The organism is Streptomyces sp. WI03-4A, from assembly GCF_033792105.1.
GTDB classification, from domain to species: Bacteria; Actinomycetota; Actinomycetes; order Streptomycetales; family Streptomycetaceae; genus Streptomyces; species Streptomyces collinus_A.
Genome location: NZ_JARAUO010000064.1, coordinates 1 through 25,546 on the forward strand (window position 1 = coordinate 1; position 25,546 = coordinate 25,546).

37 protein-coding genes and 1 pseudogene are annotated in these 25,546 nt (G+C 66.6%); 2 read left to right on the forward strand and 36 right to left on the reverse strand.

The genetic code is table 11. The annotated features are described in order from the left end of the window. From PV343_RS37750 to secY, 8 genes and pseudogenes are all read right to left on the reverse strand, one after another. Positions 1–108, reverse strand: a pseudogene (locus PV343_RS37750) (DNA-directed RNA polymerase subunit alpha); the annotation flags it as partial. Positions 109–258: 150 nt separating this feature from the next. Beyond that, positions 259–663: a 30S ribosomal protein S11 gene (rpsK, locus tag PV343_RS37755; protein ID WP_003956432.1), complete on the reverse strand. Its 405-nt coding sequence runs from the start codon at positions 661–663 to the stop codon at positions 259–261. A 70-nt stretch (positions 664–733) separates the two neighbouring features. Then, complete coding sequence (gene rpsM, locus PV343_RS37760; RefSeq protein WP_031167100.1) at positions 734–1,114, reverse strand: 30S ribosomal protein S13; 381 nt, start codon at positions 1,112–1,114, stop codon at positions 734–736. 188 nt (positions 1,115–1,302) lie between these two features. Continuing rightward, entirely contained in the window at positions 1,303–1,416 is a 114-nt protein-coding gene (gene rpmJ / locus PV343_RS37765; protein WP_003998809.1) for a 50S ribosomal protein L36, read from the reverse strand. A gap of 58 nt (positions 1,417–1,474) precedes the next feature. Continuing rightward, positions 1,475–1,696: a translation initiation factor IF-1 gene (gene infA / locus PV343_RS37770; RefSeq protein WP_003948620.1), complete on the reverse strand. Its 222-nt coding sequence runs from the start codon at positions 1,694–1,696 to the stop codon at positions 1,475–1,477. 162 nt (positions 1,697–1,858) lie between these two features. Continuing rightward, the gene (gene map / locus PV343_RS37775) at positions 1,859–2,695 is read right to left on the reverse strand and encodes a type I methionyl aminopeptidase (RefSeq protein WP_319151590.1); all 837 of its coding nucleotides are present in this window, start codon (positions 2,693–2,695) and stop codon (positions 1,859–1,861) included. A gap of 124 nt (positions 2,696–2,819) precedes the next feature. After that, complete coding sequence (locus tag PV343_RS37780; RefSeq protein ID WP_319151591.1) at positions 2,820–3,485, reverse strand: adenylate kinase; 666 nt, start codon at positions 3,483–3,485, stop codon at positions 2,820–2,822. Beyond that, entirely contained in the window at positions 3,485–4,798 is a 1,314-nt protein-coding gene (gene secY, locus PV343_RS37785) for a preprotein translocase subunit SecY (protein WP_319151592.1), read from the reverse strand. The genes PV343_RS37780 and secY overlap by 1 nt, the downstream gene beginning before the upstream one ends. A gap of 863 nt (positions 4,799–5,661) precedes the next feature. On the opposite strand from secY, the gene PV343_RS37790 reads away from it, so the two are divergent. Beyond that, positions 5,662–5,952, forward strand: a complete 291-nt coding sequence (locus PV343_RS37790; protein WP_319151593.1) for a hypothetical protein — start codon at positions 5,662–5,664, stop codon at positions 5,950–5,952. A gap of 93 nt (positions 5,953–6,045) precedes the next feature. After that, positions 6,046–6,984: a hypothetical protein gene (locus PV343_RS37795; protein WP_319151594.1), complete on the forward strand. Its 939-nt coding sequence runs from the start codon at positions 6,046–6,048 to the stop codon at positions 6,982–6,984. 104 nt (positions 6,985–7,088) lie between these two features. On the opposite strand, the gene rplO is transcribed toward PV343_RS37795, so the two are convergent. From rplO to fusA, 28 genes are all read right to left on the reverse strand, one after another. Further along, a complete protein-coding gene (gene rplO, locus PV343_RS37800) occupies positions 7,089–7,544 on the reverse strand; it encodes a 50S ribosomal protein L15 (RefSeq protein ID WP_003974249.1) in 456 nt (151 codons plus the stop codon). Between the two features lie 2 nt (positions 7,545–7,546). Continuing rightward, positions 7,547–7,729 carry a 50S ribosomal protein L30 gene (gene rpmD / locus PV343_RS37805; RefSeq protein ID WP_003974250.1) on the reverse strand — a complete coding sequence of 61 codons (183 nt, stop codon included), beginning with the start codon at positions 7,727–7,729 and terminating at the stop codon, positions 7,547–7,549. Further along, the gene (gene rpsE, locus PV343_RS37810; protein WP_007494753.1) at positions 7,729–8,334 is read right to left on the reverse strand and encodes a 30S ribosomal protein S5; all 606 of its coding nucleotides are present in this window, start codon (positions 8,332–8,334) and stop codon (positions 7,729–7,731) included. The genes rpmD and rpsE overlap by 1 nt, the downstream gene beginning before the upstream one ends. Positions 8,335–8,373: 39 nt before the next feature. After that, positions 8,374–8,757 (reverse strand): 50S ribosomal protein L18, encoded by a 384-nt coding sequence (gene rplR, locus PV343_RS37815; RefSeq protein ID WP_100827758.1) that lies wholly within the window; start codon positions 8,755–8,757, stop codon positions 8,374–8,376. 3 nt (positions 8,758–8,760) lie between these two features. After that, positions 8,761–9,300, reverse strand: a complete 540-nt coding sequence (gene rplF / locus PV343_RS37820; protein WP_020941678.1) for a 50S ribosomal protein L6 — start codon at positions 9,298–9,300, stop codon at positions 8,761–8,763. Between the two features lie 24 nt (positions 9,301–9,324). After that, a complete protein-coding gene (gene rpsH / locus PV343_RS37825; protein ID WP_007384075.1) occupies positions 9,325–9,723 on the reverse strand; it encodes a 30S ribosomal protein S8 in 399 nt (132 codons plus the stop codon). 211 nt (positions 9,724–9,934) lie between these two features. Next, the gene (locus PV343_RS37830; protein ID WP_003948630.1) at positions 9,935–10,120 is read right to left on the reverse strand and encodes a type Z 30S ribosomal protein S14; all 186 of its coding nucleotides are present in this window, start codon (positions 10,118–10,120) and stop codon (positions 9,935–9,937) included. Positions 10,121–10,125: 5 nt separating this feature from the next. Beyond that, a complete protein-coding gene (gene rplE, locus PV343_RS37835) occupies positions 10,126–10,683 on the reverse strand; it encodes a 50S ribosomal protein L5 (RefSeq protein WP_133919850.1) in 558 nt (185 codons plus the stop codon). Further along, complete coding sequence (rplX, locus tag PV343_RS37840; protein ID WP_020941676.1) at positions 10,683–11,006, reverse strand: 50S ribosomal protein L24; 324 nt, start codon at positions 11,004–11,006, stop codon at positions 10,683–10,685. The genes rplE and rplX overlap by 1 nt, the downstream gene beginning before the upstream one ends. 2 nt (positions 11,007–11,008) lie before the next feature. Then, positions 11,009–11,377: a 50S ribosomal protein L14 gene (rplN, locus tag PV343_RS37845; RefSeq protein WP_003998823.1), complete on the reverse strand. Its 369-nt coding sequence runs from the start codon at positions 11,375–11,377 to the stop codon at positions 11,009–11,011. A 127-nt stretch (positions 11,378–11,504) separates the two neighbouring features. Next, positions 11,505–11,792: a 30S ribosomal protein S17 gene (gene rpsQ / locus PV343_RS37850; protein WP_020941675.1), complete on the reverse strand. Its 288-nt coding sequence runs from the start codon at positions 11,790–11,792 to the stop codon at positions 11,505–11,507. Beyond that, the gene (rpmC, locus tag PV343_RS37855; protein ID WP_018564811.1) at positions 11,789–12,013 is read right to left on the reverse strand and encodes a 50S ribosomal protein L29; all 225 of its coding nucleotides are present in this window, start codon (positions 12,011–12,013) and stop codon (positions 11,789–11,791) included. The genes rpsQ and rpmC overlap by 4 nt, the downstream gene beginning before the upstream one ends. Continuing rightward, the gene (rplP, locus tag PV343_RS37860; RefSeq protein WP_009190136.1) at positions 12,013–12,432 is read right to left on the reverse strand and encodes a 50S ribosomal protein L16; all 420 of its coding nucleotides are present in this window, start codon (positions 12,430–12,432) and stop codon (positions 12,013–12,015) included. The genes rpmC and rplP overlap by 1 nt, the downstream gene beginning before the upstream one ends. Before the next feature lie 5 nt (positions 12,433–12,437). After that, positions 12,438–13,259 carry a 30S ribosomal protein S3 gene (gene rpsC, locus PV343_RS37865; protein ID WP_003998826.1) on the reverse strand — a complete coding sequence of 274 codons (822 nt, stop codon included), beginning with the start codon at positions 13,257–13,259 and terminating at the stop codon, positions 12,438–12,440. Beyond that, the gene (gene rplV, locus PV343_RS37870; RefSeq protein WP_003974262.1) at positions 13,259–13,606 is read right to left on the reverse strand and encodes a 50S ribosomal protein L22; all 348 of its coding nucleotides are present in this window, start codon (positions 13,604–13,606) and stop codon (positions 13,259–13,261) included. Before rplV ends, rpsC begins: the two co-directional genes overlap by 1 nt. Before the next feature lie 44 nt (positions 13,607–13,650). Continuing rightward, positions 13,651–13,932, reverse strand: a complete 282-nt coding sequence (gene rpsS, locus PV343_RS37875; protein ID WP_003992359.1) for a 30S ribosomal protein S19 — start codon at positions 13,930–13,932, stop codon at positions 13,651–13,653. 12 nt (positions 13,933–13,944) lie between these two features. Further along, positions 13,945–14,781: a 50S ribosomal protein L2 gene (gene rplB / locus PV343_RS37880; protein WP_020941674.1), complete on the reverse strand. Its 837-nt coding sequence runs from the start codon at positions 14,779–14,781 to the stop codon at positions 13,945–13,947. 40 nt (positions 14,782–14,821) lie between these two features. Further along, entirely contained in the window at positions 14,822–15,241 is a 420-nt protein-coding gene (rplW, locus tag PV343_RS37885; RefSeq protein WP_319151595.1) for a 50S ribosomal protein L23, read from the reverse strand. After that, positions 15,241–15,897 carry a 50S ribosomal protein L4 gene (gene rplD / locus PV343_RS37890; protein WP_319151596.1) on the reverse strand — a complete coding sequence of 219 codons (657 nt, stop codon included), beginning with the start codon at positions 15,895–15,897 and terminating at the stop codon, positions 15,241–15,243. The genes rplW and rplD overlap by 1 nt, the downstream gene beginning before the upstream one ends. An 8-nt stretch (positions 15,898–15,905) precedes the next feature. Then, entirely contained in the window at positions 15,906–16,550 is a 645-nt protein-coding gene (gene rplC / locus PV343_RS37895; protein WP_266560738.1) for a 50S ribosomal protein L3, read from the reverse strand. Positions 16,551–16,567: 17 nt separating this feature from the next. After that, positions 16,568–16,876, reverse strand: a complete 309-nt coding sequence (gene rpsJ, locus PV343_RS37900; protein ID WP_003948644.1) for a 30S ribosomal protein S10 — start codon at positions 16,874–16,876, stop codon at positions 16,568–16,570. A 420-nt stretch (positions 16,877–17,296) separates the two neighbouring features. Then, on the reverse strand, positions 17,297–17,809 hold the full coding sequence (locus tag PV343_RS37905) for a hypothetical protein (protein ID WP_319151597.1): 513 nt from the start codon (positions 17,807–17,809) through the stop codon (positions 17,297–17,299). 8 nt (positions 17,810–17,817) lie between these two features. Continuing rightward, positions 17,818–19,830 (reverse strand): hypothetical protein, encoded by a 2,013-nt coding sequence (locus tag PV343_RS37910; protein ID WP_319151598.1) that lies wholly within the window; start codon positions 19,828–19,830, stop codon positions 17,818–17,820. Positions 19,831–19,867: 37 nt separating this feature from the next. Continuing rightward, positions 19,868–20,257: a hypothetical protein gene (locus tag PV343_RS37915; protein WP_319151599.1), complete on the reverse strand. Its 390-nt coding sequence runs from the start codon at positions 20,255–20,257 to the stop codon at positions 19,868–19,870. Positions 20,258–20,386: 129 nt separating this feature from the next. Then, positions 20,387–21,208: a carbohydrate-binding protein gene (locus PV343_RS37920; protein ID WP_319151600.1), complete on the reverse strand. Its 822-nt coding sequence runs from the start codon at positions 21,206–21,208 to the stop codon at positions 20,387–20,389. A gap of 137 nt (positions 21,209–21,345) precedes the next feature. Next, positions 21,346–21,906, reverse strand: a complete 561-nt coding sequence (locus PV343_RS37925) for a helix-turn-helix transcriptional regulator (RefSeq protein WP_319151601.1) — start codon at positions 21,904–21,906, stop codon at positions 21,346–21,348. Between the two features lie 158 nt (positions 21,907–22,064). Then, positions 22,065–23,258, reverse strand: coding sequence for an elongation factor Tu (tuf, locus tag PV343_RS37930; RefSeq protein WP_020941664.1), 1,194 nt, complete (start codon positions 23,256–23,258; stop codon positions 22,065–22,067). 155 nt (positions 23,259–23,413) lie between these two features. Beyond that, entirely contained in the window at positions 23,414–25,540 is a 2,127-nt protein-coding gene (gene fusA, locus PV343_RS37935; RefSeq protein WP_020941663.1) for an elongation factor G, read from the reverse strand. Between the last annotated feature and the right edge of the window lie 6 nt (positions 25,541–25,546).

Here is a 25,546-nt window from a genome sequence, read left to right on the forward strand (position 1 = left end):
GTTGCCGAGGGTGTAGCCGAAGCCCGGCTCCAGCGGCTCGATCACGAACCGGGAGCGGAACTCGTCGACGACCTCTTCGGTCAACGAGGGACGCTGAGCGATCAGCATGTGTGGATCAGATCCTTCATTCGTGGACGCCCGCTATTTGACGCCCGACGGAATCCGCACCCGTGAGAAGTGCGGGTACTGCAAGGGTACGGGCGGCACGACCCGAAGGAGCCGTACCGCCCGAGTACCGCAGGCCGCGAAGGCGACGCGTCAGACGCGGCGGCGCTTCGGCGGACGGCAGCCGTTGTGCGGGGTCGGGGTGACGTCCTGGATGGAGCCGACCTCGAGGCCCGTGGCCTGCAGGGAGCGGATCGCGGTCTCACGACCGGAACCCGGGCCCTTCACGAACACGTCGACCTTGCGCATGCCGTGCTCCTGGGCGCGGCGGGCGGCCGACTCGGCGGCCATCTGCGCGGCGAACGGCGTGGACTTCCGGGAGCCCTTGAAGCCGACGTGGCCGGCGGAGGCCCAGGAGATCACGTTGCCGGACGGGTCCGTGATGGAGACGATCGTGTTGTTGAACGTGCTCTTGATGTGCGCGTGGCCGTGAGCGACGTTCTTCTTTTCCTTGCGGCGCACCTTCTTGGCAGCGCCCTGACGACCCTTGGGGGGCATCTACAAACTCCTACGGGGAGGTGGTCGGTCCTACAGCGAAGACCGCTGATGAAGCGTTGTCCGCTGAGGACTACTTCTTGCCCGGCTTCTTCTTGCCGGCGATGGCGCGACGCGGGCCCTTGCGGGTGCGGGCGTTCGTGCTGGTGCGCTGACCGCGGACGGGCAGACCGCGACGGTGACGGAGACCCTGGTAGCAGCCGATCTCGACCTTGCGGCGGATGTCGGCCTGGATCTCGCGACGGAGGTCACCCTCGGTCTTGATGTTGTTGTCCACGTACTCGCGGATCGCGACCAGCTGCTCTTCGGTCAGGTCACGGACGCGGGTGTTCGGGTCGATGCCGGTCTCGGCCAGCGTCTGCTGGGAGAGGGTCCGGCCGATGCCGAACACGTAGGTGAGGGCGACCTCCACGCGCTTTTCGCGCGGGATGTCAACACCGGAAACGCGTGCCATTCAATGGCTCCTGGTGAATCTTCGGAGGTCTTCCGCAGAACCGGTTCCCGGCCGCCGTACCAGGTACGAACCGGGTCCTCGGCCTCCGAGCCGGGGGTGTCGAGCCCAGGGGCTCGGGTTCTGCGTATGAACAATTCAGCTTGCGTCGCGCGAAACTCTGCGATGGATGCAGAGGGATCGGTCGTGCGTCAGCCCTGGCGCTGCTTGTGGCGCGGGTTCTCGCAGATGACCATGACCCGACCGTGACGGCGGATCACCCTGCACTTGTCGCAGATCTTCTTGACGCTCGGCTTGACCTTCATTGGTGAGGTTCTCCGGGTCAGTGCCATCGCTCCGGGAGGCCCGGGGCGCGGGCAAGATCTACTTGTAGCGGTAGACGATCCGGCCACGCGTCAGGTCGTAAGGAGACAGCTCCACCACGACCCGGTCGTCAGGGAGGATGCGGATGTAGTGCATACGCATCTTGCCGCTGATGTGTGCCAGGACCTGGTGGCCGTTCTGGAGCTCGACCTTGAACATGGCGTTCGGCAGAGACTCGACGACAGTGCCCTCGATCTCGATGGCACCTTGCTTCTTGGCCACGCTTCGCCCTTCGAATCGACTACCTTGATCGACTCTCTGGCCCGCCCCGAGGGGCGGTTGCGAGTGCATGCGGACATGCGGGTGCACGAGAGCCGACGAGTCAGTCTACGTCAGCGCACCCGGAAACACGAATCGGGGAAGTCTGCCCCGTGAGGGCGATCCTCATGCAAGAGGGTCGGGAGCGGCCGTGACGCCGTACTCGGCGAGCTTCGCCCGGCCGCCGTCGGGGGCCGTCAGCACCAGGGGGCCCGCCTCGGTGAGCGCGACCGAGTGCTCCCAGTGCGAGGACCAGGTGCCGTCGGTGGTGATGACCGTCCAGTCGTCCTCGAGGACCTCGGTCCGCGGGGTGCCGAGGGAGACCATCGGCTCGATCGCGAGGCAGAAGCCGGGGACCAGCTTGGGGCCCTTGCCGCGGCGGCGGTCCACGTAGTTCAGCAGGTGCGGGTCCATGTGCATCTCGGTGCCGATGCCGTGGCCGCCGTAGTCCTCGATGATCCCGTACTTGCCGCCGCCGGGCTTGGGCTGGCGGCGGATGTACGTCTCGATCGCCCGGGAGATGTCCACCAGGCGGTTGCCCTGCTTCATGGCCGCGATACCGGCCCACATCGACTCCTCCGTCACCCGGGAGAGCTCGACCAGCTCCGGGGCGTGACCGGAGCCCACGAACGCGGTGTAGGCCGCGTCGCCGTGCCAGCCGTCGACGATGGCGCCGCAGTCGATGGAGATGACGTCGCCGTCCTTCAGGACGACGTCCTCGGACGGGATGCCGTGGACGACCACGTCGTTGACCGAGGTGCAGATGGTGGCGGGGAAGCCGCCGTAGCCGAGGAAGTTCGACTTGGCGCCGTTCTCGGCGAGCACCTTGCGGGCCACCTCGTCCAGGTCCCTGGTGCTGGCGCCCGGCACGGCCGCCTCCCGGGTGGCCGCGTGGATCGCGGCGACGACCAATCCCGCCGCACGCATCTTGGCGATCTGCTCGGGGGTCTTGATCTGCACCATGGGGGTCCTGCGCTCTCCGTCACACGTCGGCTGGGTTACGTACACAACACTACGGCCGCGGCACCCTGGGAGTCCCCCCGAACGGATGTCCGGGGAAGGGCGCCGCGGCCGGAGGGACCGCGATCTACTTGTTCTCGGCCTTCTCGCGCTTGAGGGCGTCCAGCGCCCGCTCGGTGACCTCGTCGACCGGGCCCAGGGCGGAGATCGTGCGGACCAGGCCCTGCGACTTGTAGTAGTCGATGATCGGCTCGGTCTGCGTGTGGTAGACCTCCAGGCGCTTGCGGACGGTCTCCTCGGAGTCGTCGTCGCGCTGGTACAGCTCGCCGCCGCAGACGTCGCAGACGCCTTCCTGCTTCGGCCGGCTGTACGTCACGTGGAACACGTGGGAGGAGTCGTTGCGGCAGATGCGCCGGCCGGCGATCCGCTTGACGACCTCGGCCTCCGGGACCTCCAGGTCCAGAACGGCGTCCAGCGTGATGCCCTCGGTCTGCAGCAGCCGGTCCAGCGCCTCGGCCTGCGAGACGTTGCGCGGGAACCCGTCGAGCAGGAAGCCGCCCACGGCGTCCGGCTGCTCCATGCGGTCCTTCGCCATCGCGATGGTCACCTCGTCGGGAACGAGGTTGCCGGCGTCCATGTAGGACTTCGCGAGCTTGCCCAGCTCGGTCTGCTGGCTGATGTTGGCCCGGAACAGGTCGCCCGTGGAGATGTGCGGGACGGCCAGCTTCTCTGCGAGCCGTACGGCTTGCGTTCCCTTACCAGCACCCGGCGGCCCGACGAGGACGATACGCATCAGCGGAGGAACCCTTCGTAATTGCGCTGCTGGAGCTGGCTCTCGATCTGCTTCACCGTCTCCAGGCCGACACCCACGATGATGAGGATGCTGGTCCCGCCGAACGGGAAGTTCTGGCTTGCGCCGAAGCCGACCAACGCCATTGTCGGTACGAGAGCGATCAGACCCAGATACAGCGAACCCGGCCAGGTGATCCGGTTGAGCACGTAGCTGAGGTACTCAGCGGTCGGTCGGCCAGCCCGGATGCCCGGGATGAAGCCACCATACTTCTTCATGTTGTCGGCGACTTCCTCGGGGTTGAAGGAGATCGCCACGTAGAAGAACGCGAAGAACACGATGAGCAAGAAGTACATCGTGATGTAAATCGGGTGATCGCCCTTGGTCAGATTCTGCTCGACCCAGGTCTTCCAGCCCGACTTGCCCCCGGCGAACTGCGCGACGAGCGCCGGAATGTAGAGCAGCGACGAGGCGAAAATGACGGGAATCACACCCGCCTGGTTCACCTTGAGCGGGATGTACGTGGACGTACCGCCGTAGGAACGCCGGCCGATCATGCGCTTCGCGTACTGCACCGGGATGCGGCGCTGGGCCTGCTCGACGAAGACCACGAGCGCGACCATGACCAGGCCGACCAGGATCACGGTGCCGAACTCGATCCAGCCGCCGGCCAGCGTGCCCTGCTTCTTGATGGCCCACAGGGCGGACGGGAAGGTGGCTGCGATCGAGATGAACATCAGGATCGACATGCCGTTGCCGATGCCGCGGTCGGTGATCAGCTCACCGAGCCACATGACGACGGCCGTACCGGCGGTCATGCAGATGACCATGGTGATGGTGGTGAAGATCGCCTGGTTGGGGACGATCTGGTTCGCCACCGAGCAGGTGCCGAACAGGGCCCCGCTGCGGGCGGTGGCAACCAGGCCAGTGCCCTGGAGGATGGCCAGCGCCACAGTCAGGTACCGGGTGTACTGCGTGATCTTGGCAGTGCCGGCCTGTCCCTCCTTCTTGAGCGCTTCCAGTCGCGGGATCACGACCGTCAGCAGCTGCAGAATGATGCTGGCCGTGATGTACGGCATGATCCCGAGCGCGAAGATCGTGATCTGCAGCAGCGCACCGCCGCTGAACATGTTGACCAGCCCGAAGAGACCCTGGTTACCGGAGGCCTCGCGGACACACGTCTGGACGTTCTTGTAGTTGACGCCCGGGATCGGGATGTGGGTACCCATCCGATACACCACGATGACGGCCAGCGTGAACAGCAGCTTCTTGCGCAGGTCGGGCGTCCTGAACGCCCGGGCGAACGCGGTGAGCACGGTGCCTCCTGCGACCCCCGCGTATGCGCGTGAGGTGACGACTAAATTCGGGATGATGACCTGTGGAACGAGGTTACGGCATGCCAAGCCAGCGCTGGGATGCCAGTCGCCACAGCCTACCTATATCAGGGCCCTGCCGGAACGCCGACCGACTACCCATCAGCAGTCATCCGCCGGCCCTGCACATCTCAGGATACTTCGAACATATCGCTGAAAATTGAACTCCTTCGCGAATGCCTCACGGCCTGTGGACGACCGGGCAGACAGCGCCATGCAGGTCGGCGAGGTGAGCGGCCATCGTCGGCACGTCGCCAGGGACTCCAGATTGCGGGCTCGCACGAAGAGCCCCGGCGGGCGCACCCTGCGATGCGACCCCGCGGCCGAGCCGGGCCCGTTGCCCGCGTCGCCACGACGGGCCAAGAGACCTCCGGGTTCCATTCTTCTCCTACCGGATCACGCCCAACGCGCCCTGCGGCCTCCCAATCAAGTTGATCGATGGACTAGAGGAACACTCGCGGCGGCTTACCAGAGACTTCAGATGGAGGCAATTTAAATTCACGATGTCACTGCTTTTCAGCCACCTTCCGCTGACGTTTGGTAACGGAATCGCATTGACAGGTCAAAATCACGATCACTATGATCGTCGACGACCAAATCGATCAGGGGTTTTGGCTGATCGCGCTCGTGCGCAGGCGCATTGCGCACGGATAGACAACACAAAAAAAGGGGGATTCATGACGAAGGTGCGTCTGGTCGCCACCGCTGCGGCCACCGCCGTGGCTGGGATCGCTATGACCTCGGCGTTCACAGCACCTGCCGTTGCCAGCACTGGGGACGGGCGGTGCGAGAGCACCGAACTGTGCGTGTACGACTCCTATGGCGAGAAGGCCAGCGACGGCTACTACGACCTCAGGGGCGGTCACAAGAACTTCCACGGAATGTACTGGTTCCGCGGCGACCACGGCTACATCGGCGATGACATCAGCTCTGTCAAGGCGGGGTCCCACCCCGACTGCCAGGGCTGGACGATCTGGAAGAACGTCAACTACACGGGCTACAACTTCCACATCTCCAAGGGAGTGAAGTTCGACTTCACGGGCGGCTATGCCTGGATGTACAACGAGGCATCCTCCCTCGAAAAGTGGCGCTGCTGATCCCAAGGTGACGCCGACAGCCACATACCGTTGAACTGAGTGCCGGCCCTGCTGGGCCGGCACTCAGGCGTCTCATTGGGCAGCTGAAGCAAAATGAAGAATCTCACTCAGTACAGCTTGAGCACTCTTGCGCTCACCGCACTGCTCGTCGCCTGCTCGGCAGCCGGAAGCAGCCCGGAGGAGAAGCACGGCGAACCCGGCCGCGTGATCATAGACGCGAGGACGGGCCACATCGACCGGCCGCTGGACAGATACTTCATGTCACCGCAGGACGTACTTCAGATCAGGAAAGCGGAAGCGTCTCTGACCAATCGGTGTATGCGGGATCTCCGCTATGGGAGCCACCCGCTGCCGACTCCCCGTATGGATCACGAAGAATCGTATCGATACGAGTTCCTCGTCTTCCCTCTGTCGCAGGTCAGAAAAAACGGCTACAAGAACATGCGCAAGTCGCCCGACTCGGAGACCGACTGGAGCCGAGGAGCCACGCGTACTCAGCGCGCACTATTGGACGGGAGCCTGAGACGCTACAAAGGCCATGCCGTTCCGGAGGGTGGATGCTCGACATTCGCCGCTCAGACTCTGATGAAGGGCGCAAAGCCCCATCGAATCAAAATCGAGGGCATGTCGATCACCCCGGACACGAGCGCAACGCCGGACGGGATCATCGACACCGTGATGAGTGCACTGCGATACTCCACTGCCGTGAGGTCCGACAGCGACGAAAGAGTCAAGGGCGTCAACGAGAAATGGGCTTCCTGCATGCAAGAAGCAGGATTCCACTACACCTCTCCGCAGGCCGCCGCTAATGATGGCCGGTGGCACGGAAGCAAGAATCCGTCGCAACTGGAGACAGCTGTCGCGGTTGCGGATATGGGATGCAAGACGAAGGTTCGCTACTTGGACACCGTGGTCGAGGTTCAGTCCGCGTACGAGCGAAATCTGATAGCAAAGCAGTCGCCAACCCTGGCTTCGCTGCGGAAAGCATCCAAGGTCTGGCTTGACCATGCCAGGGCCGAAGTGAACAAATAGCCGACCGCACCACGCGTCACCGGTCAACCCGTCCCTGCCGGCCGAGGAACGAGTAGAGCCGCCCCGCTATCGCGGGGCGGCTCTACTCGCAACTACGAGCTAGATCAGACGAGCTCGGTGACCGTACCGCCGGCGGCGGTGATCTTCTCCTTGGCGGAGCCGGAGACGGCGTCCACCGTCACCTGCAGCGCCACGGAGATCTCGCCCTGGCCGAGGACCTTGACGAGGCTGTTCTTGCGAACGGCACCCTTGGCCACCAGACCCTCGACCGTGACCTCGCCACCCTCGGGGTAGAGCGCGGCCAGCTTGTCGAGGTTCACGACCTGGAACTCGGTCTTGAACGGGTTCTTGAAGCCCTTGAGCTTCGGGAGACGCATGTGGAGGGGCATCTGCCCACCCTCGAAGCGCTCCGGAACCTGGTAACGGGCCTTCGTGCCCTTGGTACCACGACCGGCCGTCTTACCCTTCGACGCCTCACCGCGACCGACACGGGTCTTCGCGGTCTTGGCGCCCGGGGCGGGACGGAGGTTGTGGATCTTGAGCGGGTTGTTCTCCGCCATGATCAGTCGACCTCCTCGACCGTCACGAGGTGGCGGACGGTGTGCACCATGCCGCGGAACTCGGGGCGGTCCTCCTTGACGACCTGCGTGTTGATGCCCTTGAGACCAAGGGAGCGCAGGGTGTCACGGTGGTTCTGCTTGCTGCCGATGTAGGACTTGACCTGCGTGATCTTGAGCTGAGCCATCACGCACCCGCCCCGGCACGCGCACGGAGAAGAGCCGCGGGAGCGACGTCCTCGAGAGGCAGACCGCGGCGGGCCGCGACCTCCTCCGGACGCTGCAGGCCCTTCAGGGCCGCCACGGTCGCGTGCACGATGTTGATCGCGTTGTCGGAGCCGAGCGACTTCGACAGGATGTCGTGGATACCGGCGCACTCGAGCACGGCGCGCACCGGACCACCGGCGATAACGCCGGTACCCGGGGACGCGGGCTTGAGCAGCACGACGCCGGCAGCCTTCTCACCCTGGATCGGGTGCGGGATGGTGCCCTGGATACGCGGGACCTTGAAGAAGTGCTTCTTGGCCTCCTCAACGCCCTTGGCGATGGCGGCCGGCACCTCCTTGGCCTTGCCGTAACCGACACCCACGGTGCCGTCACCGTCGCCCACCACGACCAGCGCGGTGAAGCTGAAGCGACGACCACCCTTCACAACCTTGGCGACACGGTTGATCGCGACGACACGCTCAACGTACGCGGTCTTCTCGGCGGCAGCAGCGCCGCCGTCACGGCCCTTCCGGTCCCGCCGCTCGCCGCCACCGGCACCGCCACCGCGGCGCTGGGGTCCAGCCATTGGAATTACCTCTCTCTGTTTCCGCTAGCTACGGCAGGCTCAGAACTTGAGCCCGGCTTCGCGGGCGGCGTCCGCCAGGGCGGCGATGCGCCCGGCGTACTGGTTGCCACCACGGTCGAACACGACAGCCTCGACACCGGCGGCCTTGGCACGCTCGGCGACCAGGGCGCCGACCTGCTTGGCCTGCGCGGACTTGTCGCCCTCGCCACCACGGACCGACGCGTCCAGGGTGGACGCGGAAGCCAGGGTGTGGCCCTTCAGGTCGTCGATCACCTGCGCCACGATGTGGCGGTTGGAGCGGGTCACGACCAGACGGGGACGCTCCGCCGTACCCGAGATCCGCTTGCGGATACGGATGTGACGGCGCTTGATCGCGGCGCGCTTGTAGGCGTCGCCCTTGAGGATCTTCTGCCCGTATGCCATGGCTTACTTACCCGCCTTTCCGACCTTGCGGCGGATGACTTCGCCCTCGTACTTGACGCCCTTGGCCTTGTACGGGTCGGGCTTGCGCAGCTTGCGGATGTTGGCCGCAACCTCGCCGACCTTCTGCTTGTCGATGCCCTCGACCTGGAAGCGGGTCGGGGTCTCCACCTTGAAGGTGATTCCCTCGGGCGCCTCGACGGTGATCGGGTGGCTGTAGCCGAGCGCGAACTCGAGGTTCGAGCCCTTGGCCGTCACGCGGTAACCGACACCGCTGATCTCGAGCTTCTTCACGTAACCCTGGGTCACGCCGGTGATCATGTTCGCCACCAGCGTGCGGGACAGGCCGTGGAGGGCCTTGTTCTGACGCTCGTCGTTCGGACGGGTGACGTTGAGCACGCCGTCCTCACCCTTGACGATGTCGATCGGCGCGACGACGGTGTGGGTCAGCGTGCCCTTGGGGCCCTTGACCGAGACCGTACGGCCGTCGATGGTGACGTCCACGCCGGCGGGAACCGTGATGGGGAGCTTGCCAATACGCGACATAGCTGTTTCCTCCGTTCCCTTCCGTTACCAGACGTAGGCGAGGACTTCCCCACCCACGCCCTTCTTGCCGGCCTGCTTGTCGGTGAGGAGCCCGTGCGACGTGGAGATGATCGCCACGCCGAGGCCGCCCAGCACCTTCGGCAGGTTGGTGGACTTCGCGTACACCCGGAGACCGGGCTTGGAGATCCGCTTGATGCCCGCGATGGAGCGCTCACGGTTCGGGCCGAACTTCAGCTCGAGAACGAGGTTCTTACCGACCTCGGCGTCCTCGACCTTCCAGCCCGTGATGAAGCCCTCCTGCTGGAGGATCTCTGCGATGTGCGACTTGATCTTCGATGCCGGCATCGTCACGGAGTCGTGGTATGCCGAGTTCGCGTTCCGCAGACGCGTAAGCATGTCTGCGATCGGATCAGTCATGGTCATGAATTGGCCTTCGGCCTCTCTCGCCGGGGTTTCCTGGTGCGCCATCCCTCTCCCCGATCCGAGACGGGACGGGTGCGGCGCGGTGGACCTACGGCGTAGTAAGTCGTACGGGCGCGGCAGACGCCCAACCCCACAAGCCTACGGCATGTGGAGAAGGGCCCCTGCCGACCCAGATGCTTACCGAGAGCTTCAGGAATCCCTAAAAGCGGGATTACCAGGAGCTCTTGGTCACGCCCGGCAGCTCGCCACGGTGAGCCATCTCACGAAGGCACACGCGGCAGAGGCCGAACTTGCGGTACACGGAGTGCGGACGGCCGCAGCGCTGGCAGCGCGTGTAGCCACGCACACCGAACTTGGGCTTGCGAGCAGCCTTGGCAATCAGAGCCTTCTTCGCCATCTCGCTCACGCCTCCTTGAACGGGAAGCCGAGGTGACGAAGGAGCGCGCGGCCCTCAGCGTCGTTGGTCGCCGTGGTCACCACGGTGATGTCCATGCCCCGGGTACGGTCGATCTTGTCCTGGTCGATCTCGTGGAACATGACCTGCTCCGTGAGACCGAAGGTGTAGTTGCCGCGGCCGTCGAACTGCTTGGGGGACAGACCACGGAAGTCGCGGATGCGCGGCAGCGCGAGCGACAGGGTGCGGTCCAGGAACTCCCACATGCGGTCGCCACGAAGCGTGACGTGGGCACCGATCGGCTGGCCCTCACGCAGCTTGAACTGCGCGATGGACTTGCGAGCCTTGGTGACCTGCGGCTTCTGGCCGGTGATCGTGGTGAGGTCGCGGATGGCGCCCTCGATCAGCTTGGAGTCGCGGGCGGCGTCGCCCACACCCATGTTGACCACGATCTTGACGAGACCGGGGATCTGCATGACGTTCTCGTACTTGAACTCGTCACGCAGCTTGCCCGTGATCTCCTCACGGTACTTCTGCTTGAGGCGCGGAGTGGTGGTGGTAGCCATCAGATGTCCTCACCCGTCCGCTTGGCAACGCGGATCTTGTTGCCCTCATCGTCGAAGCGGTAACCGACACGCGTGACGACCTTCTGACCGTCCTTCTCAACGACCAGCTGGACGTTGGAGACGTGGATCGGCGCCTCGGTCGTGACGATGCCGCCGGCCTGCGAACCGCTGGCGGTCGGGCCGGCCTTGGTGTGCTTCTTGACCCGGTTGACACCCTCGACCAGGACGCGGTCCTCGCGGGGGAAGGCCGCGATGACCTTGCCCTGCTTGCCCTTGTCCTTACCGGTGATGACCTGGACCAGGTCGCCCTTCTTGATCTTCATGCTTACAGCACCTCCGGCGCGAGCGAGATGATCTTCATGAACTTCTTCTCGCGCAGCTCACGGCCGACCGGGCCGAAGATACGGGTGCCGCGAGGGTCGCCGTCGTTCTTCAGAATGACGGCGGCGTTCTCGTCGAAGCGGATGTACGAGCCGTCCGGCCGACGGCGCTCCTTGACGGTGCGAACGATGACCGCCTTGACGACGTCACCCTTCTTCACGTTGCCACCGGGGATCGCGTCCTTGACGGTGGCGACGATGACGTCACCGATGCCCGCGTAGCGGCGACCGGAGCCACCGAGCACACGGATGCAAAGGATTTCCTTCGCACCAGTGTTGTCGGCGACGCGCAGTCGCGACTCCTGCTGGATCACGTCTATCTCCTGTTTGTCTGCCGGTTCCCGGCAGGGGCCTCAGACGAGTGCCCCTGCCGAGCCTGGCGGAACTGTCCTGCGGGTTTGCCCGCAGGCGTACTTGTTGGAATTCCCTTGCGGGAATTACCTACTTGGCCTTCTCGAGGATCTCGACGACGCGCCAGCGCTTCGTCGCGGACAGCGGCCGGGTCTCCATGAGGAGGACACGGTCGCCGACACCCGCGGCGTTCTGCTCGTCGTGCGCCTTGAGCTTGTTCGTACGGCGGATGACCTTGCCGTAAAGCGCGTGCTTGACGCGGTCCTCGACGGCGACGACGACGGTCTTGTCCATCTTGTCGCTGACGACGAGGCCCTCACGGGTCTTGCGGAAGCCGCGTGCCTCGGTGTTCTGCTCAGTCACGTTGTTCTCGCTCATGCGTTCTCCACCGTTTCGATGCCCAGCTCGCGCTCGCGCATCAGGGTGTAGATCCGCGCGATGTCCTTACGGACGGCCTTCAGCCGGCCGTGGTTCTCGAGCTGACCCGTCGCCGCCTGGAAGCGGAGGTTGAACAGCTCTTCCTTGGCCTCGCGGAGCTTACCCAGAAGCTCCTCGTTGCCCAGCTCGCGCAGCTCGGACGCCTTGGTACCGGCCGACATCACGCTTCACCTGCCTCGCGCTTGACGATCCGGCACTTCATCGGCAGCTTGTGGGCCGCACGGGTCAGCGCCTCACGGGCGATCTTCTCGTTGGGGTACGACAGCTCGAACATCACACGTCCGGGCTTGACGTTGGCGATCCACCACTCCGGAGAACCCTTACCGGAACCCATGCGGGTCTCGGCGGGCTTCTTGGTGAGCGGACGGTCCGGGTAGATGTTGATCCAGACCTTGCCGCCACGCTTGATGTGGCGGGTCATCGCGATACGGGCCGCCTCGATCTGGCGGTTCGTCACGTAGGCCGGGGTCAGCGCCTGGATGCCGTACTCGCCGAACGCAACCTGCGTCCCACCCTTGGACATACCGTTGCGCTTCGGGTGGTGCTGCTTGCGGTGCTTGACCCTACGGGGGATCAGCATTTCGGTCAGGCCTCCGTTCCGGTGCTCTCAGCCGGAGCGGACGCCGGAGCCTCGGCCTTGGGGGCCTCGGCGCCGGCAGCCTGCTGCGGCTTGCGACCGCGCCGCTCGCCACCACGGCCACCACGGGCCGGGCGGTCGGCACCGCCACGGGCCGGGCGGTTACCCGCACGGGCCGCAGCGTTCTCGGCGCGGACCTCGGCGATGTTCTTCACGTCGCCCTTGTAGATCCAGACCTTCACGCCGATGCGGCCGAAGGTCGTCTTGGCCTCGAAGAAGCCGTAGTCCACGTTCGCACGGAGCGTGTGCAGGGGCACGCGGCCCTCGCGGTAGAACTCCGAGCGGGACATCTCGGCGCCACCGAGGCGGCCGCCGCACTGGATCTTGATGCCCTTGGCGCCGGCCTTCATCGCCGACTGCATGCTCTTGCGCATGGCACGGCGGAAGGAGACGCGGGAGGAGAGCTGCTCGGCAACGGCCTGGGCCACGAGCTGAGCGTCCGTCTCGGGGTTCTTGACCTCGAGGATGTTCAGCTGGACCTGCTTGCCCGTGAGCTTCTCGAGGTCACCGCGGATGCGGTCGGCCTCGGCGCCACGGCGGCCGATGACGATGCCCGGACGAGCGGTGTGGATGTCCACCCGCACGCGGTCACGGGTGCGCTCGATCTCAACCTTCGAGATGCCGGCGCGCTCCATGCCGGACGTCATCATCCGACGGATGGCGACGTCTTCCTTGACGTAGTCCTTGTACAGCTTGTCGGCGTACCAACGCGACTTGAAGTCGGTCGTGACACCGAGCCGGAACCCATGCGGGTTAACCTTCTGGCCCATTACCGGGTTCCTTCCTTGCTGCTGACGACCACGGTGATGTGGCTGGTCCGCTTGCGGATCCGGTAGGCACGGCCCTGGGCGCGCGGCCGGAACCGCTTCAGGGTCGGGCCCTCGTCGACGTACGCCTCAGAGATGAAGAGGCTGTCGGCGTCGGTGTGGTCGTAGTTGTGCGCGGCGTTGGCGATGGCGCTGTCGAGCACCTTGCCGACCGGCACGGAGGCTGCCTGCGGAGCGAATCGCAGAACAGCCTGAGCCTCCGTGGCATCCATGCCACGGATAAGGTCCACCACGCGGCGGGCCTTCATGGGCGTAACGCGGATGTACCGCGCCTGGGCCCTGGCTTCCATGGTTGTCCCTCTCAGTTACTTACGTGTCTGAATGCGATCCGCTACTAGCGGCGCTTCGACTTCCGGTCGTCCTTGACGTGGCCCCGGAAGGTGCGGGTCGGCGAGAACTCGCCGAGCTTGTGACCGACCATCGACTCGGTGACGAACACCGGGATGTGGGTCTTGCCGTTGTGCACCGCGAGCGTGTGGCCGAGCATGGCCGGGACGATCATGGAGCGACGGGACCAGGTCTTGATGACGTTCTTGGTGCCGGCTTCGTTCTGGGCGTCCACCTTCTTGATCAGGTGGTCGTCGACGAAGGGCCCCTTCTTCAGGCTACGAGGCATCTCAACCCGTCCTTAGCGCTTCTTGTTCGTCTTGCGGCGGCGGACGATGTACTTGTTCGACGCCTTCTTGGGCGAACGAGTACGGCCTTCCTTCTTGCCCCACGGGGACACGGGGTGGCGACCACCGGAGGTCCGGCCCTCACCACCACCGTGCGGGTGGTCGACCGGGTTCATGACGACACCACGGACGGTCGGGCGAACGCCCAGCCACCGCTTGCGGCCGGCCTTGCCCCAGTTGATGTTGCTCTGCTCGGCGTTGCCGACCTCGCCGATGGTGGCGCGGCAGCGGACGTCGACCAGGCGGATCTCACCGGACGGCATGCGCAGGTGGGCGTAGGCGCCCTCCTTCGCGAGCAGCTGCACGGAGGCACCGGCGGACCGGGCGAACTTGGCACCGCCACCGGGACGGAGCTCGATCGCGTGGATCGTGGTACCGACCGGGATGTTGCGGAGGGCCAGGTTGTTGCCCGGCTTGATGTCGGCCCCGGGACCGTTCTCGACGCGGTCACCCTGCTGCAGGTTGCGCGGGGCGAGGATGTAGCGCTTCTCGCCGTCCGCGTAGTGCAGCAGCGCGATGCGCGCGGTGCGGTTGGGGTCGTACTCGATGTGCGCGACCTTCGCCGGCACGCCGTCCTTGTCGTGACGACGGAAGTCGATCACGCGGTAGGCGCGCTTGTGTCCGCCACCCTGGTGGCGAACGGTCACACGACCGGCGTTGTTACGGCCGCCCTTGCTGTGCAGGGGGCGGACCAGCGACTTCTCCGGCGTGGACCGCGTGACCTCGACGAAGTCGGCGACGCTGGCGCCACGACGGCCCGGCGTAGTCGGCTTGTACTTGCGGATTCCCATTTCTCAGTCCTCGTCCGATATCGGACGATCCGGACCGCCCTTAGGCGGTCGGACCGCCGAAGATGTCGATACGGTCGCCCTCGGCGAGGGTCACGATCGCGCGCTTGGTGGCGGCACGCTGACCGAAGCCGGTCTTCGTGCGCTTGCGCTTGCCCTGGCGGTTGATCGTGTTGACCCCGGTGACCTTGACCTCGAAGACCGCCTGGACGGCCTGCTTGATCTGGGTCTTGTTGGCGCCCGGGGCGACGACGAACGTGTACTTGTTCTCGTCGAGGAGCGCGTAGCTCTTCTCCGAGACGACCGGCTTGAGCAGCACGTCACGGGGGTCCGTGAAGGACTTGCTCAGCGGGGTCTCGACGGTGTTCTTGCCCTCGGTCGCGTGACGCTTCGCCTTGGCGACGCGCGCGACCTTGGCAGCCTTGGCGGCCTTCGAGGCAATGCTCGGGTGACGCGTAGCCATCAGGCTTCGCTCCCTTCGGTGTCAGCGGCCTGGGGGCCAGACACGAAGGACTCGAAAGCGGCCTGGGTGAAGACCACGTCGTCCGAGACGAGAACGTCGTACGTGTTCAGCTGGCCCGGCTCCAGGATGTGGACCTGGGGCAGGTTGCGGGCGGACAGCCACGCGGCCTCGTCGGAGCGGTCGACGACCAGGAGCAGGTTCTTGCGCTCCGAGATCTTGCCGAACAGGCTCTTCGCGGCCTTGGTGCTGGGGTTCGCGCCCTCGACCACGCCGGAGACGACGTGGATGCGGTTGTGACGCGCCCGGTCGGTGAGGGCGTGGCGCAGGGCCGCGGCCTTCATCTTCTTCGGGGTGCGCTGCGAGTAGTCACGCGGCACGGGACCGTGCACGACGCCACCACCGGCGAACTGCGGCGCGCGGGTCGAGCCCTGACGGGCGCGGCCGGTGCCCTTCTGGCGGTAAGGCTTCTTGCCACCACCACGGACTTCGCCACGGGTCTTGGTCTTGTGCGTGCCCTGGCGGGCAGCGGCCAGCTGCGCGACGACGACCTGGTGGATCAGCGGAATGCTGATCTTCTCCACGTCGAAGATCTCCGCGGGGAGCTCGACGGAACCGGCCTTGTCGCCCGCCGGCGAAAGGATGTCAACAGTGCTCATCGGTTACCTCAGGCCCCCTTGGCCGCGGTGCGGACCAGGACGAGGCCGCCGTTCGGACCGGGAACCGCGCCCTTGATGAGCAGCAGACCCTTCTCCGCGTCAACGGCGTGGACGGTCAGGTTCTGGGTGGTGACCCGCTCGTTGCCCATGCGACCCGCCATGCGGAGGCCCTTGAACACGCGGCCCGGGGTGGCGCAGCCACCGATGGAACCGGGCGAGCGGTGCTTGCGCTGGGTGCCGTGTCCGGCGCCGAGGCCCTTGAAGTTGTGACGCTTCATGACACCGGCGAAGCCCTTGCCCTTGCTCTTGCCGGTCACGTCGACCTTGATGCCGGCCTCGAACACCTCGGCGGTGATCTCCTGGCCGAGGGTGTACTCGCCGGCGTCGGCGGTACGGATCTCGACGAGGTGGCGGCGGGGAGTGACGTCGGCCTTGGCGAAGTGGCCCTTGAGGGGCTTGTTCACCTTGCGCGGGTCGATCTCGCCGAAAGCGATCTGGACGGACTCGTAGCCGTCGACATCGTTCGTACGGACCTGGGTGACGACGTTGGGGCCGGCCTTGACGACGGTGACCGGAACAACACGGTTGTTCTCGTCCCACACCTGCGTCATGCCGAGCTTCTCGCCCAGGATGCCCTTGATCTGCTTAGCCATTCTCAGCTCACCGACCCTCAGAGCTTGATCTCGATGTCGACACCGGCCGGGAGGTCGAGTCGCATCAGAGAGTCAACGGTCTTGGGGGTGGGGTCGAGAATGTCGATCAGGCGCTTGTGCGTGCGCATCTCGAAGTGCTCGCGCGAGTCCTTGTACTTGTGCGGCGACTTGATGACGCAGTACACGTTCTTCTCAGTGGGCAGCGGCACCGGGCCCGCGACCGACGCACCAGTGCGGGTCACCGTCTCGACGATCTTCTTCGCCGAGGAGTCGATGACCTCGTGGTCGTAGGCCTTGAGCCGGATGCGGATCTTCTGTCCCGCCATGGCTACTCAGTAGTCCTGTCTCTTCTTACGCTCCGGAACCCGGTGGTTCCGCTCTCTCGTCTCCGACCCACGCGGTCGGGCGTGTCGCGCTCCCGCTGACACAGATGCCCCTTGTTCGAACATCCCTGCGGGAATGCACACGGCCCTTCCGGAACCGCAGACCGGGGGCGAAGACCCACCGGGCGCCTGGCCGGTGCCGCGCCCACGCTTCCCGGAAGATTCCCGTACGTCCGCCCCAGCGCTGCCATCAGGCAGTTAGGGCGACGAGTACTGTGGGACTCGCTTCCGGTCCTCCCGGCGGGAGGCGCGCAGCATCAACACTCGACCGAGCAACTCCGACAGTCTGCCATATGGGTCGGGGGCCTGGCCAATCGGGCGGAAGAGATTACCCCGAGAGTGACGTAGGTCAAACAGACCACCTCACCGACACCCCAGCGTACGCAGCGTCGCCGGGAAGTAGGCCCGCATGAACCTCTCGATGTCCCCCCGGTGATCACTGTCGCCCGGCTTGATCTTGGGAAGCTGGAGGGTGAGCGTGAAGTAGTTGCCACTCTTGGTCCTGCAGGGGGCTTGAGAGATGGCTCCGTCTGTGCCGATGAGGGTCTTGTAGCTTGAGGTGACGCTGCGAGGCTCGCTGATCCCGGACACTGCACCGCTGCCTTTTGCCAGGTACGTGAGGTCTGTCGCTACGGTGCGCCACGAAAAGCGGAGCCTGAGGATCACGTCATCTCCGGAGGAGATCAGACACGGAGCCGTGATGCTCTGCGCCCGATCGACACGGTTGTACTCTCGCCAGCCCTCCGTCGGTGTGACGAGCAGACGTGTGATTGCGGGTTCGACGGGTGTTCCGCAGACCGCCTTCGGGATCTCGTTGTTCGCTGAACGGGCACACGACACCAGCGTCAGCACGAGGCTCAGCAGGATGACAGGCAAGCGAGCTCTCACTTGGCCACCGCCCCGGAGATGCCGGAAGCGTGGTCGATGCCATCTCCGGCCGATCTGTTGATTTCGGTCTGTGGATCGAAGTGCGGGTCCTCGCCAGTCTGATGCGACCGTGACCACTCTCGCGACAGGGCCATCAGCTGTTGATTCCTGTCGGAGTATGCCTGGAAATTGTCCTGTGTCTGCTTTGCGTCCAGCCTCTTCTGCTCGTCCTCCAGCCATTTACCCGTCACGTAGTCAAAGCCCGCCTGGACGTCTTCACCGGCCACAGGGATGTAGCTGATCGCCTTGTCGAAAATGGGCTTCGCTTCGAATTCTGCGGTCTTGGGATCGCTCTGGGCCTGGATACGAGCCTCTTCCAGGAACCCGACAGTCCGGCCGGCCCGGCGAAGGGACTCCGCAGAATCGGATCGATCTGCATGGAGGTTGGCGACCATCGCCTGGTTCAGCCCCCCGTTCAGCGTGCCGTAGGCGTGTTGGTCCTTGGACACCTGTTTGGTTACCTCGAAGAGTTGGTCCTGTTTCAAGGGGGAGTGGCCGATGTCGATCTCGCTCATCGCCGCGTGCACCGTCGCGCCGTGGTTGACCAGCACGTTCGCCATCGGCCGGCGCAGGGACGGCGGGAAGTCGTCGCCCTGGTTCGAGAGGTGCTTCAGGGCCGACCTGAAGACCGCCTCGTTCGGCCCCGTGTGGGGCACGTAGTGCGCGTGCCGGTCCGCCGGGTCGATTCCCGTCGCCGCCGCCTGCAGCGCCGCCCCGAACCCGGCTCGGTCGTCCCCGTCCGGCCCGGCCGCGTAGGTACCGGTCTTCGCGCCCGCGTGCTCGTGCAGCACCACCTTCCAGTCCCGCTCCTCCACCAGGTACCGCATCCGGGCGTCCGAGCCGAGGTAGTCCGCGGCCGTGTGCGGGTCCCGGCTCATGAGGGCCAGCGCCCCGTCCACCGGATCGTTGGCGAACCAGCCGCCGTGCCCGCCGCTGTACGTGTCCTTCAGCCGCCAGATCCCCGGCTCCCGCCGCTCCGCCGCGATCATGTCGTCCGTGAGGTCCTCCAGCATGCGCGGCGCGTACCCGTGCCCCCTGGACATCAGCGTCACCAGCGACTGGTAGCCCACCGCCTTGTCCAGCCGCTCCCCCTGCGCGTCCGTGGCGTAGTGCCGGACGCCGGCGCGCCGCACGGCTGCCCGCCAGTGCCGGTACCAGGGCGAGTGGGTGTCCCTCGTCGCCGTGGCGAGCGTGTTCGCGAGTCCCGACTCGATCGTCGCGTACGTTCCCGCCGACGCCCCGCCCCGCACGTGGACCAGGTCGTTCAGCTCGTTGGTCAGCGTGATCGTGCCCGCCGCTCCCAGGTCGTCCAGCAGGGTCCGGGAGAACGCCTCGTCGCCGGAGTTGTCGCGGAACGTGCGCTCGAGCTCGGCGAGGTCGTGCCGCGACAGGTGCCCGCCCCGGCCGAGCCGGCCCAGCGCGTCCTCCGCGGCCAGCGCCTCGTACTTCTCGACGTCCCCCAGCGCCCGCCCGTTGAAGCCCCGGCCGCCGGCCGACGGGTCCGCGTCGACGACCACGGCCGCGAGGGCGGTCTCGACCCCCGCGTCCGCGTCGGTCACGGCCCGGACGGCCGCGTCGATGCGGTCCTGCCAGGACCGTACGGTCGCCTCGTCCGGCTCCTTGGCATGCTCGGGGTCGGCGCTGACCAGGCCGCGGTCCGACACCCGCATCCCGGCCGCGCGGGCCTCCCCGCGCACCGCCGTGAGCCTGCCCTTCAGCTCCGTGAAGCGGGCGTGCGCGTCCCGCAGCAGGGAGGCGATCGCTCTGGCCTCCGTCTGGGCGTACTGCAGTTCCGTGAGCGTGACGCCGAACCGGCCGTGGGCCGCCTCCGCGCTCATTCCGCTCCAGGAGGGGGCCGCCGCGATGCCGTGGACGTCCCGGCGGTACGCCGTCTCCTGCTTGGCGAACTCCGCCGCCATGCCGTCCCAGCGCTCGGCGGCACCGGTCAGCGCGGCGAGGTCGGTGCTCATGATCTCGTGGTACGTCGGCATGTCCCGGCCGTCCCCGTCAGTACAGGTCGAGCGCGGAGGTGCGCCGCAGGTCGCCGCCGACGGCGAGGTCCGCGCCGGTCAGGACCACGTTCGTCCGGTTCAGCGCGTCCTTCTCTGCGCCCAGCCGGTCCAGCAGGTTCCGCACCTGGTCGCCCCAGGCCGCGTGGGCCCTGCGCAGCGCCGGGGCGGTGAGCCAGCCGTGTCCGTCGCGTGCGCCGAACGCCTTCACCGCCGCGCCGGTCTCGTCGTCCGCCCACGCTCCGGCCCGGCGGGTGTCCGGCTCGATGTGGTCGTGCAGCGCCTTGGCGGCCGCCCGCTTCTCGACCGGGGTGGACGCCAGTCTCCCCGCGCCCTGGCCGTAACCGCCGTGACCGTAACCGCCGTGGTTTCCTGCCGGACCGTCCATCGCTCGCCCCTCGCCGTATCGACGTCCACCGCCGGTACTTCAACCGGTGGACGCCGATCTTCGTCACGGGGAGTTTCCCGTCCGCCGCGTTGACGTCGTCCGAGGTGATGCGGGGAGGTGGTGCCGGTGTCAGACGGCCCGCCACAGTGCCGGGACCGACGGCGGTTCCCAGCCGGGCTGGGCCGTGTGGGCCTGGAGGCAGACCCAGCCGCGGCCCGCGTAGGTGACCCGGTCGCCGGCCCGGTAGGCGGTGCCCGCCGCCCAGGTGCCGTCGGACGGCGGGGTGCCGGTCGGGGTGGGTCCGGGGCCGGGCTCCTGGGGGACGTCGAGGACGAAGTCGAAGGCCGCCTCGCGGCCGCCGTCACCGTCCCGCACGGTCATCAGCAGCCGTGCGTCGTAGATCGAGTCGGTGTTGTTGCGCGGTTCGTCCGGGAAGTAGAGCTGGGTGGTCAGGACGGGCCGTCCCGGAGCCTGCACCTTGACGTGGATGTGCCGGGTGCGGCCGGGGTAGAGGCCGGGGACGATCGTCGTCAGCGCGAAGGAGCCGCGCGAGTCGGTGTACTGGTGTCCGCGCAGCCGGAACCCGGTGTTGTCGTAGGCGCCGTTGGTGTCGGCCTGCCAGAAGTCCAGCAGGGCGCCGGTGACCGGGAGGCAGGCGCGGCCGAAGACGTAGCCGGTCAGGGTCAGCCGGGTGCCGGGCAGTCCCGGTTCCAGCAGGCTGGTGCGCTGGGGCGAGTCGGGCTTGAAGTACGGGCCCTCGATCTGCTCGGGCGTGGGGTGGTCGCCGGCGTCGCAGGGCGGGGTGAGCGGCACGGCCGTGCCGGTGGTGGTGAGGGTGCGGGCCAGGGCCGGGCCGCCGGCGAACGCGACGGGTATCGCGGCGGTGGCCGCCAGCGCGGCGCGTAAGACGGTCTTGCGGGTGACACGGCCGTTCGGCCCCGCGCCGTCCATGCCCGCCGTACCCGCGTCGTCCCTACCCGTGTCGTTCCTACCCGTGTCGTTCCTACCCGTGTCGTTCCTACCCGTGTCGTTCCTGCCTGCGTTGTCCATGCCTGCTCCTTGTGGGGGGCGTCGGATCGGCAATGAACCTAGGCGCGGGTCTCCGGGGCTTCGATGGACTGGTGGTGGCGACTGTGGTGCTTTCGCCAGTCGCCCGGGCTGCTGCCGGTCTCCCGCCGGAAGAAGCGGCAGAAGTACGCCGGGTCGGTGATCCCGACGCGGGCGGCGACCTGCCGTACCGGCAGCCCGGTGTGGACCAGCAGGCGCTGGGCCCGGTACACCCGGGCCTCGATCAGCAGCCGGCCGGGGCTGCGCCCGGTGGCCGCGCGCACCGCCTGGGTGAGGTGGCCCGCCGTCACGCCGAGCCGTTCCGCGCACTCCCGCACCGACCAGGCCGCCGTCTCCGGCCGCGCGGTGAGCCGGGCGAACGCCTCGGCCAGCGCGGACGTCTCCCCCGAGGCGGCCGCCGCCCCCGAGGCGGCCGCCGCCCCCGGGGCGGCTGCCTTCCCCGACGCGGACGCCTCCCCCGGGACGGGCTCCTCCCCCGGTGCGGGAGCCCTCCGCGGATCGGGCCCCCTCCCCGGGCCGGTCCCGGGTGCGGCCAGCCGTGCCGTGCGGACGACGAGGACGTGCAGCAGGGCGCGCAGCACGGTCTGGTACCCGGCGGTCCGCTGCCGGTACTCCGCCGCTCGTCGGATGGAGCGGACGGCTCCCGCGCCGGGACACGCGAAGGGGCCCGTACGACCGAAGTCGTACGGGCCCCTCCGACAGCTACCAGGTCGAAGACCCGGGCCGGATCAGCTCAAGATCACTTGTTGATCTTGGTGACCTGGCCGGCGCCCACGGTCCGGCCACCCTCACGGATGGCGAACTTCAGGCCCTCCTCCATGGCGACGGGCTGGATGAGCTCCACCTTCATCTCGGTGTTGTCACCCGGCATGACCATCTCGGTGCCCTCGGGGAGGGTCACGACGCCGGTCACGTCCGTCGTACGGAAGTAGAACTGCGGACGGTAGTTGTTGAAGAACGGCGTGTGGCGGCCACCCTCGTCCTTGGACAGGATGTAGGCCTGCGCCTCGAACTCGGTGTGCGGGGTGACCGAGCCCGGCTTGATGATGACCTGGCCGCGCTCGACGTCCTCGCGCTTGATGCCGCGGAGCAGCAGACCGACGTTCTCACCGGCCTGGCCCTCGTCGAGCAGCTTGCGGAACATCTCGATGCCGGTGACCGTGGTGGTGGTCTTCTCGGTCTTGATGCCGATGATGTCGACGGTCTCGTTGACCTTGAGGACACCACGCTCGATACGACCGGTGACGACGGTGCCACGACCGGTGATCGTGAAGACGTCCTCGATCGGCATCAGGAACGGCTTGTCGACGTCACGCTCGGGCTCGGGGATGTTCTCGTCCACAGCCTGCATCAGGTTGAGGACGGACTGGCCCCACTCCTTGTCGCCCTCGAGGGCCTTGAGCGCGGAGACGCGGACGACCGGCAGGTCGTCGCCCGGGAACTCGTACTCGGAGAGGAGCTCACGGACCTCGAGCTCGACGAGCTCCAGGATCTCCTCGTCGTCCACCATGTCGGCCTTGTTCAGGGCGACGACGATGTACGGAACGCCGACCTGGCGGGCCAGGAGCACGTGCTCCTTGGTCTGCGGCATCGGGCCGTCGGTGGCGGCGACCACGAGGATGGCGCCGTCCATCTGGGCCGCACCGGTGATCATGTTCTTGATGTAGTCCGCGTGACCGGGGCAGTCGACGTGGGCGTAGTGACGGGTCTCCGTCTGGTACTCGACGTGCGCGATCGAGATGGTGATACCGCGCTGGCGCTCCTCAGGAGCCTTGTCGATCTGGTCGAACGCCGAGGCCTCGTTCAGGTCCGGGAACGCGTCGTGCAGCACCTTGGTAATGGCGGCCGTGAGGGTCGTCTTACCGTGGTCGATGTGACCGATGGTGCCGATGTTGACGTGCGGCTTAGTCCGCTCGAACTTCGCCTTCGCCACTGGGGTCCTCCTGTGGAGTGGTTCTGTACGCCTTACTTCATCGGCGCCAGGTGATCTTTGCTGGATAGCCCGGAACCCGGGGCAAACATCCGTGTGTGCGGTTGTTTGCCCCACGAGGCTCCGGAGTCAAGCCTAAAGCGTGTGAACGCGGTGCGTTACTCGCCCTTGGCCTTCGCGATGATCTCCTCGGCGACGTTCCGCGGAACCTCGGCGTAGGAGTCGAACTGCATGGAGTAGCTGGCCCGGCCGGACGTCTTGCTGCGCAGGTCGCCGACGTAGCCGAACATCTCCGAGAGGGGCACGAGACCCTTCACGACGCGGGCACCGGCCCGCTCCTCCATGGCCTGGATCTGGCCACGGCGGGAGTTGATGTCGCCGATGACCTCACCCATGTAGTCCTCGGGCGTGGTGACCTCGACGGCCATCATCGGCTCGAGCAGCACGGGGCTGGCCTTGCGCGCGGCCTCCTTGAAGGCCTGCGAGCCGGCGATCTTGAAGGCGAGCTCGGAGGAGTCGACCTCGTGGTAGCCACCGTCGATCAGCGTGACGCGCACGCCGGTCATCTCGTAGCCCGCGAGGATGCCGAACTGCATGGCCTCCTGCGCACCGGCGTCCACCGAAGGGATGTACTCCTTCGGGATACGGCCACCGGTGACCTTGTTCACGAACTCGTACGAGGCGTCGCCGCCCTCGATCGGCTCGATCGCGATCTGCACCTTGGCGAACTGGCCGGTACCACCAGTCTGCTTCTTGTGCGTGTAGTCGACGCGCTCGACGGCCTTGCGGATCGTCTCGCGGTACGCGACCTGCGGCTTGCCGACGTTGGCCTCGACCTTGAACTCACGGCGCATACGGTCGACCAGCACCTCGAGGTGCAGCTCGCCCATACCACCGATGATGGTCTGGCCGGTCTCCTCGTCCGAGTGGACCTGGAAGGACGGGTCCTCCTCGGCCAGGCGCTGGATCGCGACGCCCAGCTTCTCCTGGTCGCCCTTCGACTTGGGCTCGATGGCGACCTGGATGACCGGCGCCGGGAAGTCCATGGACTCCAGGATGACCGGGGCCTTGTCGTCGCACAGCGTCTCACCGGTCGTGGTCTGCTTCAGACCCATGACGGCGATGATGTCGCCGGCGCCCACCGAGTCGATCTCCTCACGCTTGTTCGCGTGCATGCGGTAGATCTTGCCGATGCGCTCCTTCTTGCCCTTGACGGAGTTCAGCACCGAGGTGCCGGACTCCAGGCGGCCCGAGTAGACCCGGACGAAGGTGAGCTTGCCGAGGTGCGGGTCGCTCATGATCTTGAAGGCCAGAGCCGACAGGGGCTCCTCGTCGGACGGCTTGCGCTTGACGACCGTCTCCGGGTCCTTCACGTCGTGGCCCTCGATGGCCTCGACGTCCAGGGGGGAGGGGAGGTAGCGCACGACCGCGTCGAGCAGGGGCTGGACGCCCTTGTTCTTGAACGCGGTGCCGCAGAACACCGGGGTGACCGTGGTGTCCTTGGACTTGCCGGACGCGATGGTGATGCGACGGATCGCGGCGTACAGCTGCTCCACGGAGGGCTCGGTGCCCTCCAGGTACAGCTCCATGATCTCTTCGTCGTTCTCGGCCACGGCCTCGAGCAGCTTGCCGCGGTACTCCTCGGCAGCCTCGGTGTGCGTGTCCGGGATGTCGACGACGTCGTACATCTCGCCCTTGGTGGCCTCGGCGGACCAGACCAGGGCCTTCATCGTCACGAGGTCGACGACGCCCTTGAAGTCGGCCTCGGCACCGATCGGGAGCTGCATCACGATCGGCTGAGCGCCGAGGCGGTCAGAGATCATGTCGACGCAGCGGTGGAACTCCGCACCGGTCCGGTCGAGCTTGTTGACGAAGCAGATACGCGGAACGCCGTAACGGTCCGCCTGACGCCACACGGTCTCGGACTGGGGCTCGACGCCGGCGACGCCGTCGAACACCGTCACGGCACCGTCGAGCACGCGCAGGGAACGCTCCACCTCGACGGTGAAGTCGACGTGGCCCGGCGTGTCGATGATGTTGATGGTGTGGTCGACGTCTTCGAGCGGCCAGTGACAGGTGGTGGCAGCAGAGGTGATCGTGATGCCACGCTCCTGCTCCTGCTCCATCCAGTCCATGGTGGCAGCGCCGTCGTGGACCTCACCGATCTTGTAAGACACACCGGTGTAGAACAGGATCCGCTCGGTGGTGGTCGTCTTGCCCGCGTCGATGTGGGCCATGATCCCGATGTTGCGGACCTTGGCCAGGTCAAGTGAAGTGGTAGCCATAAGGCT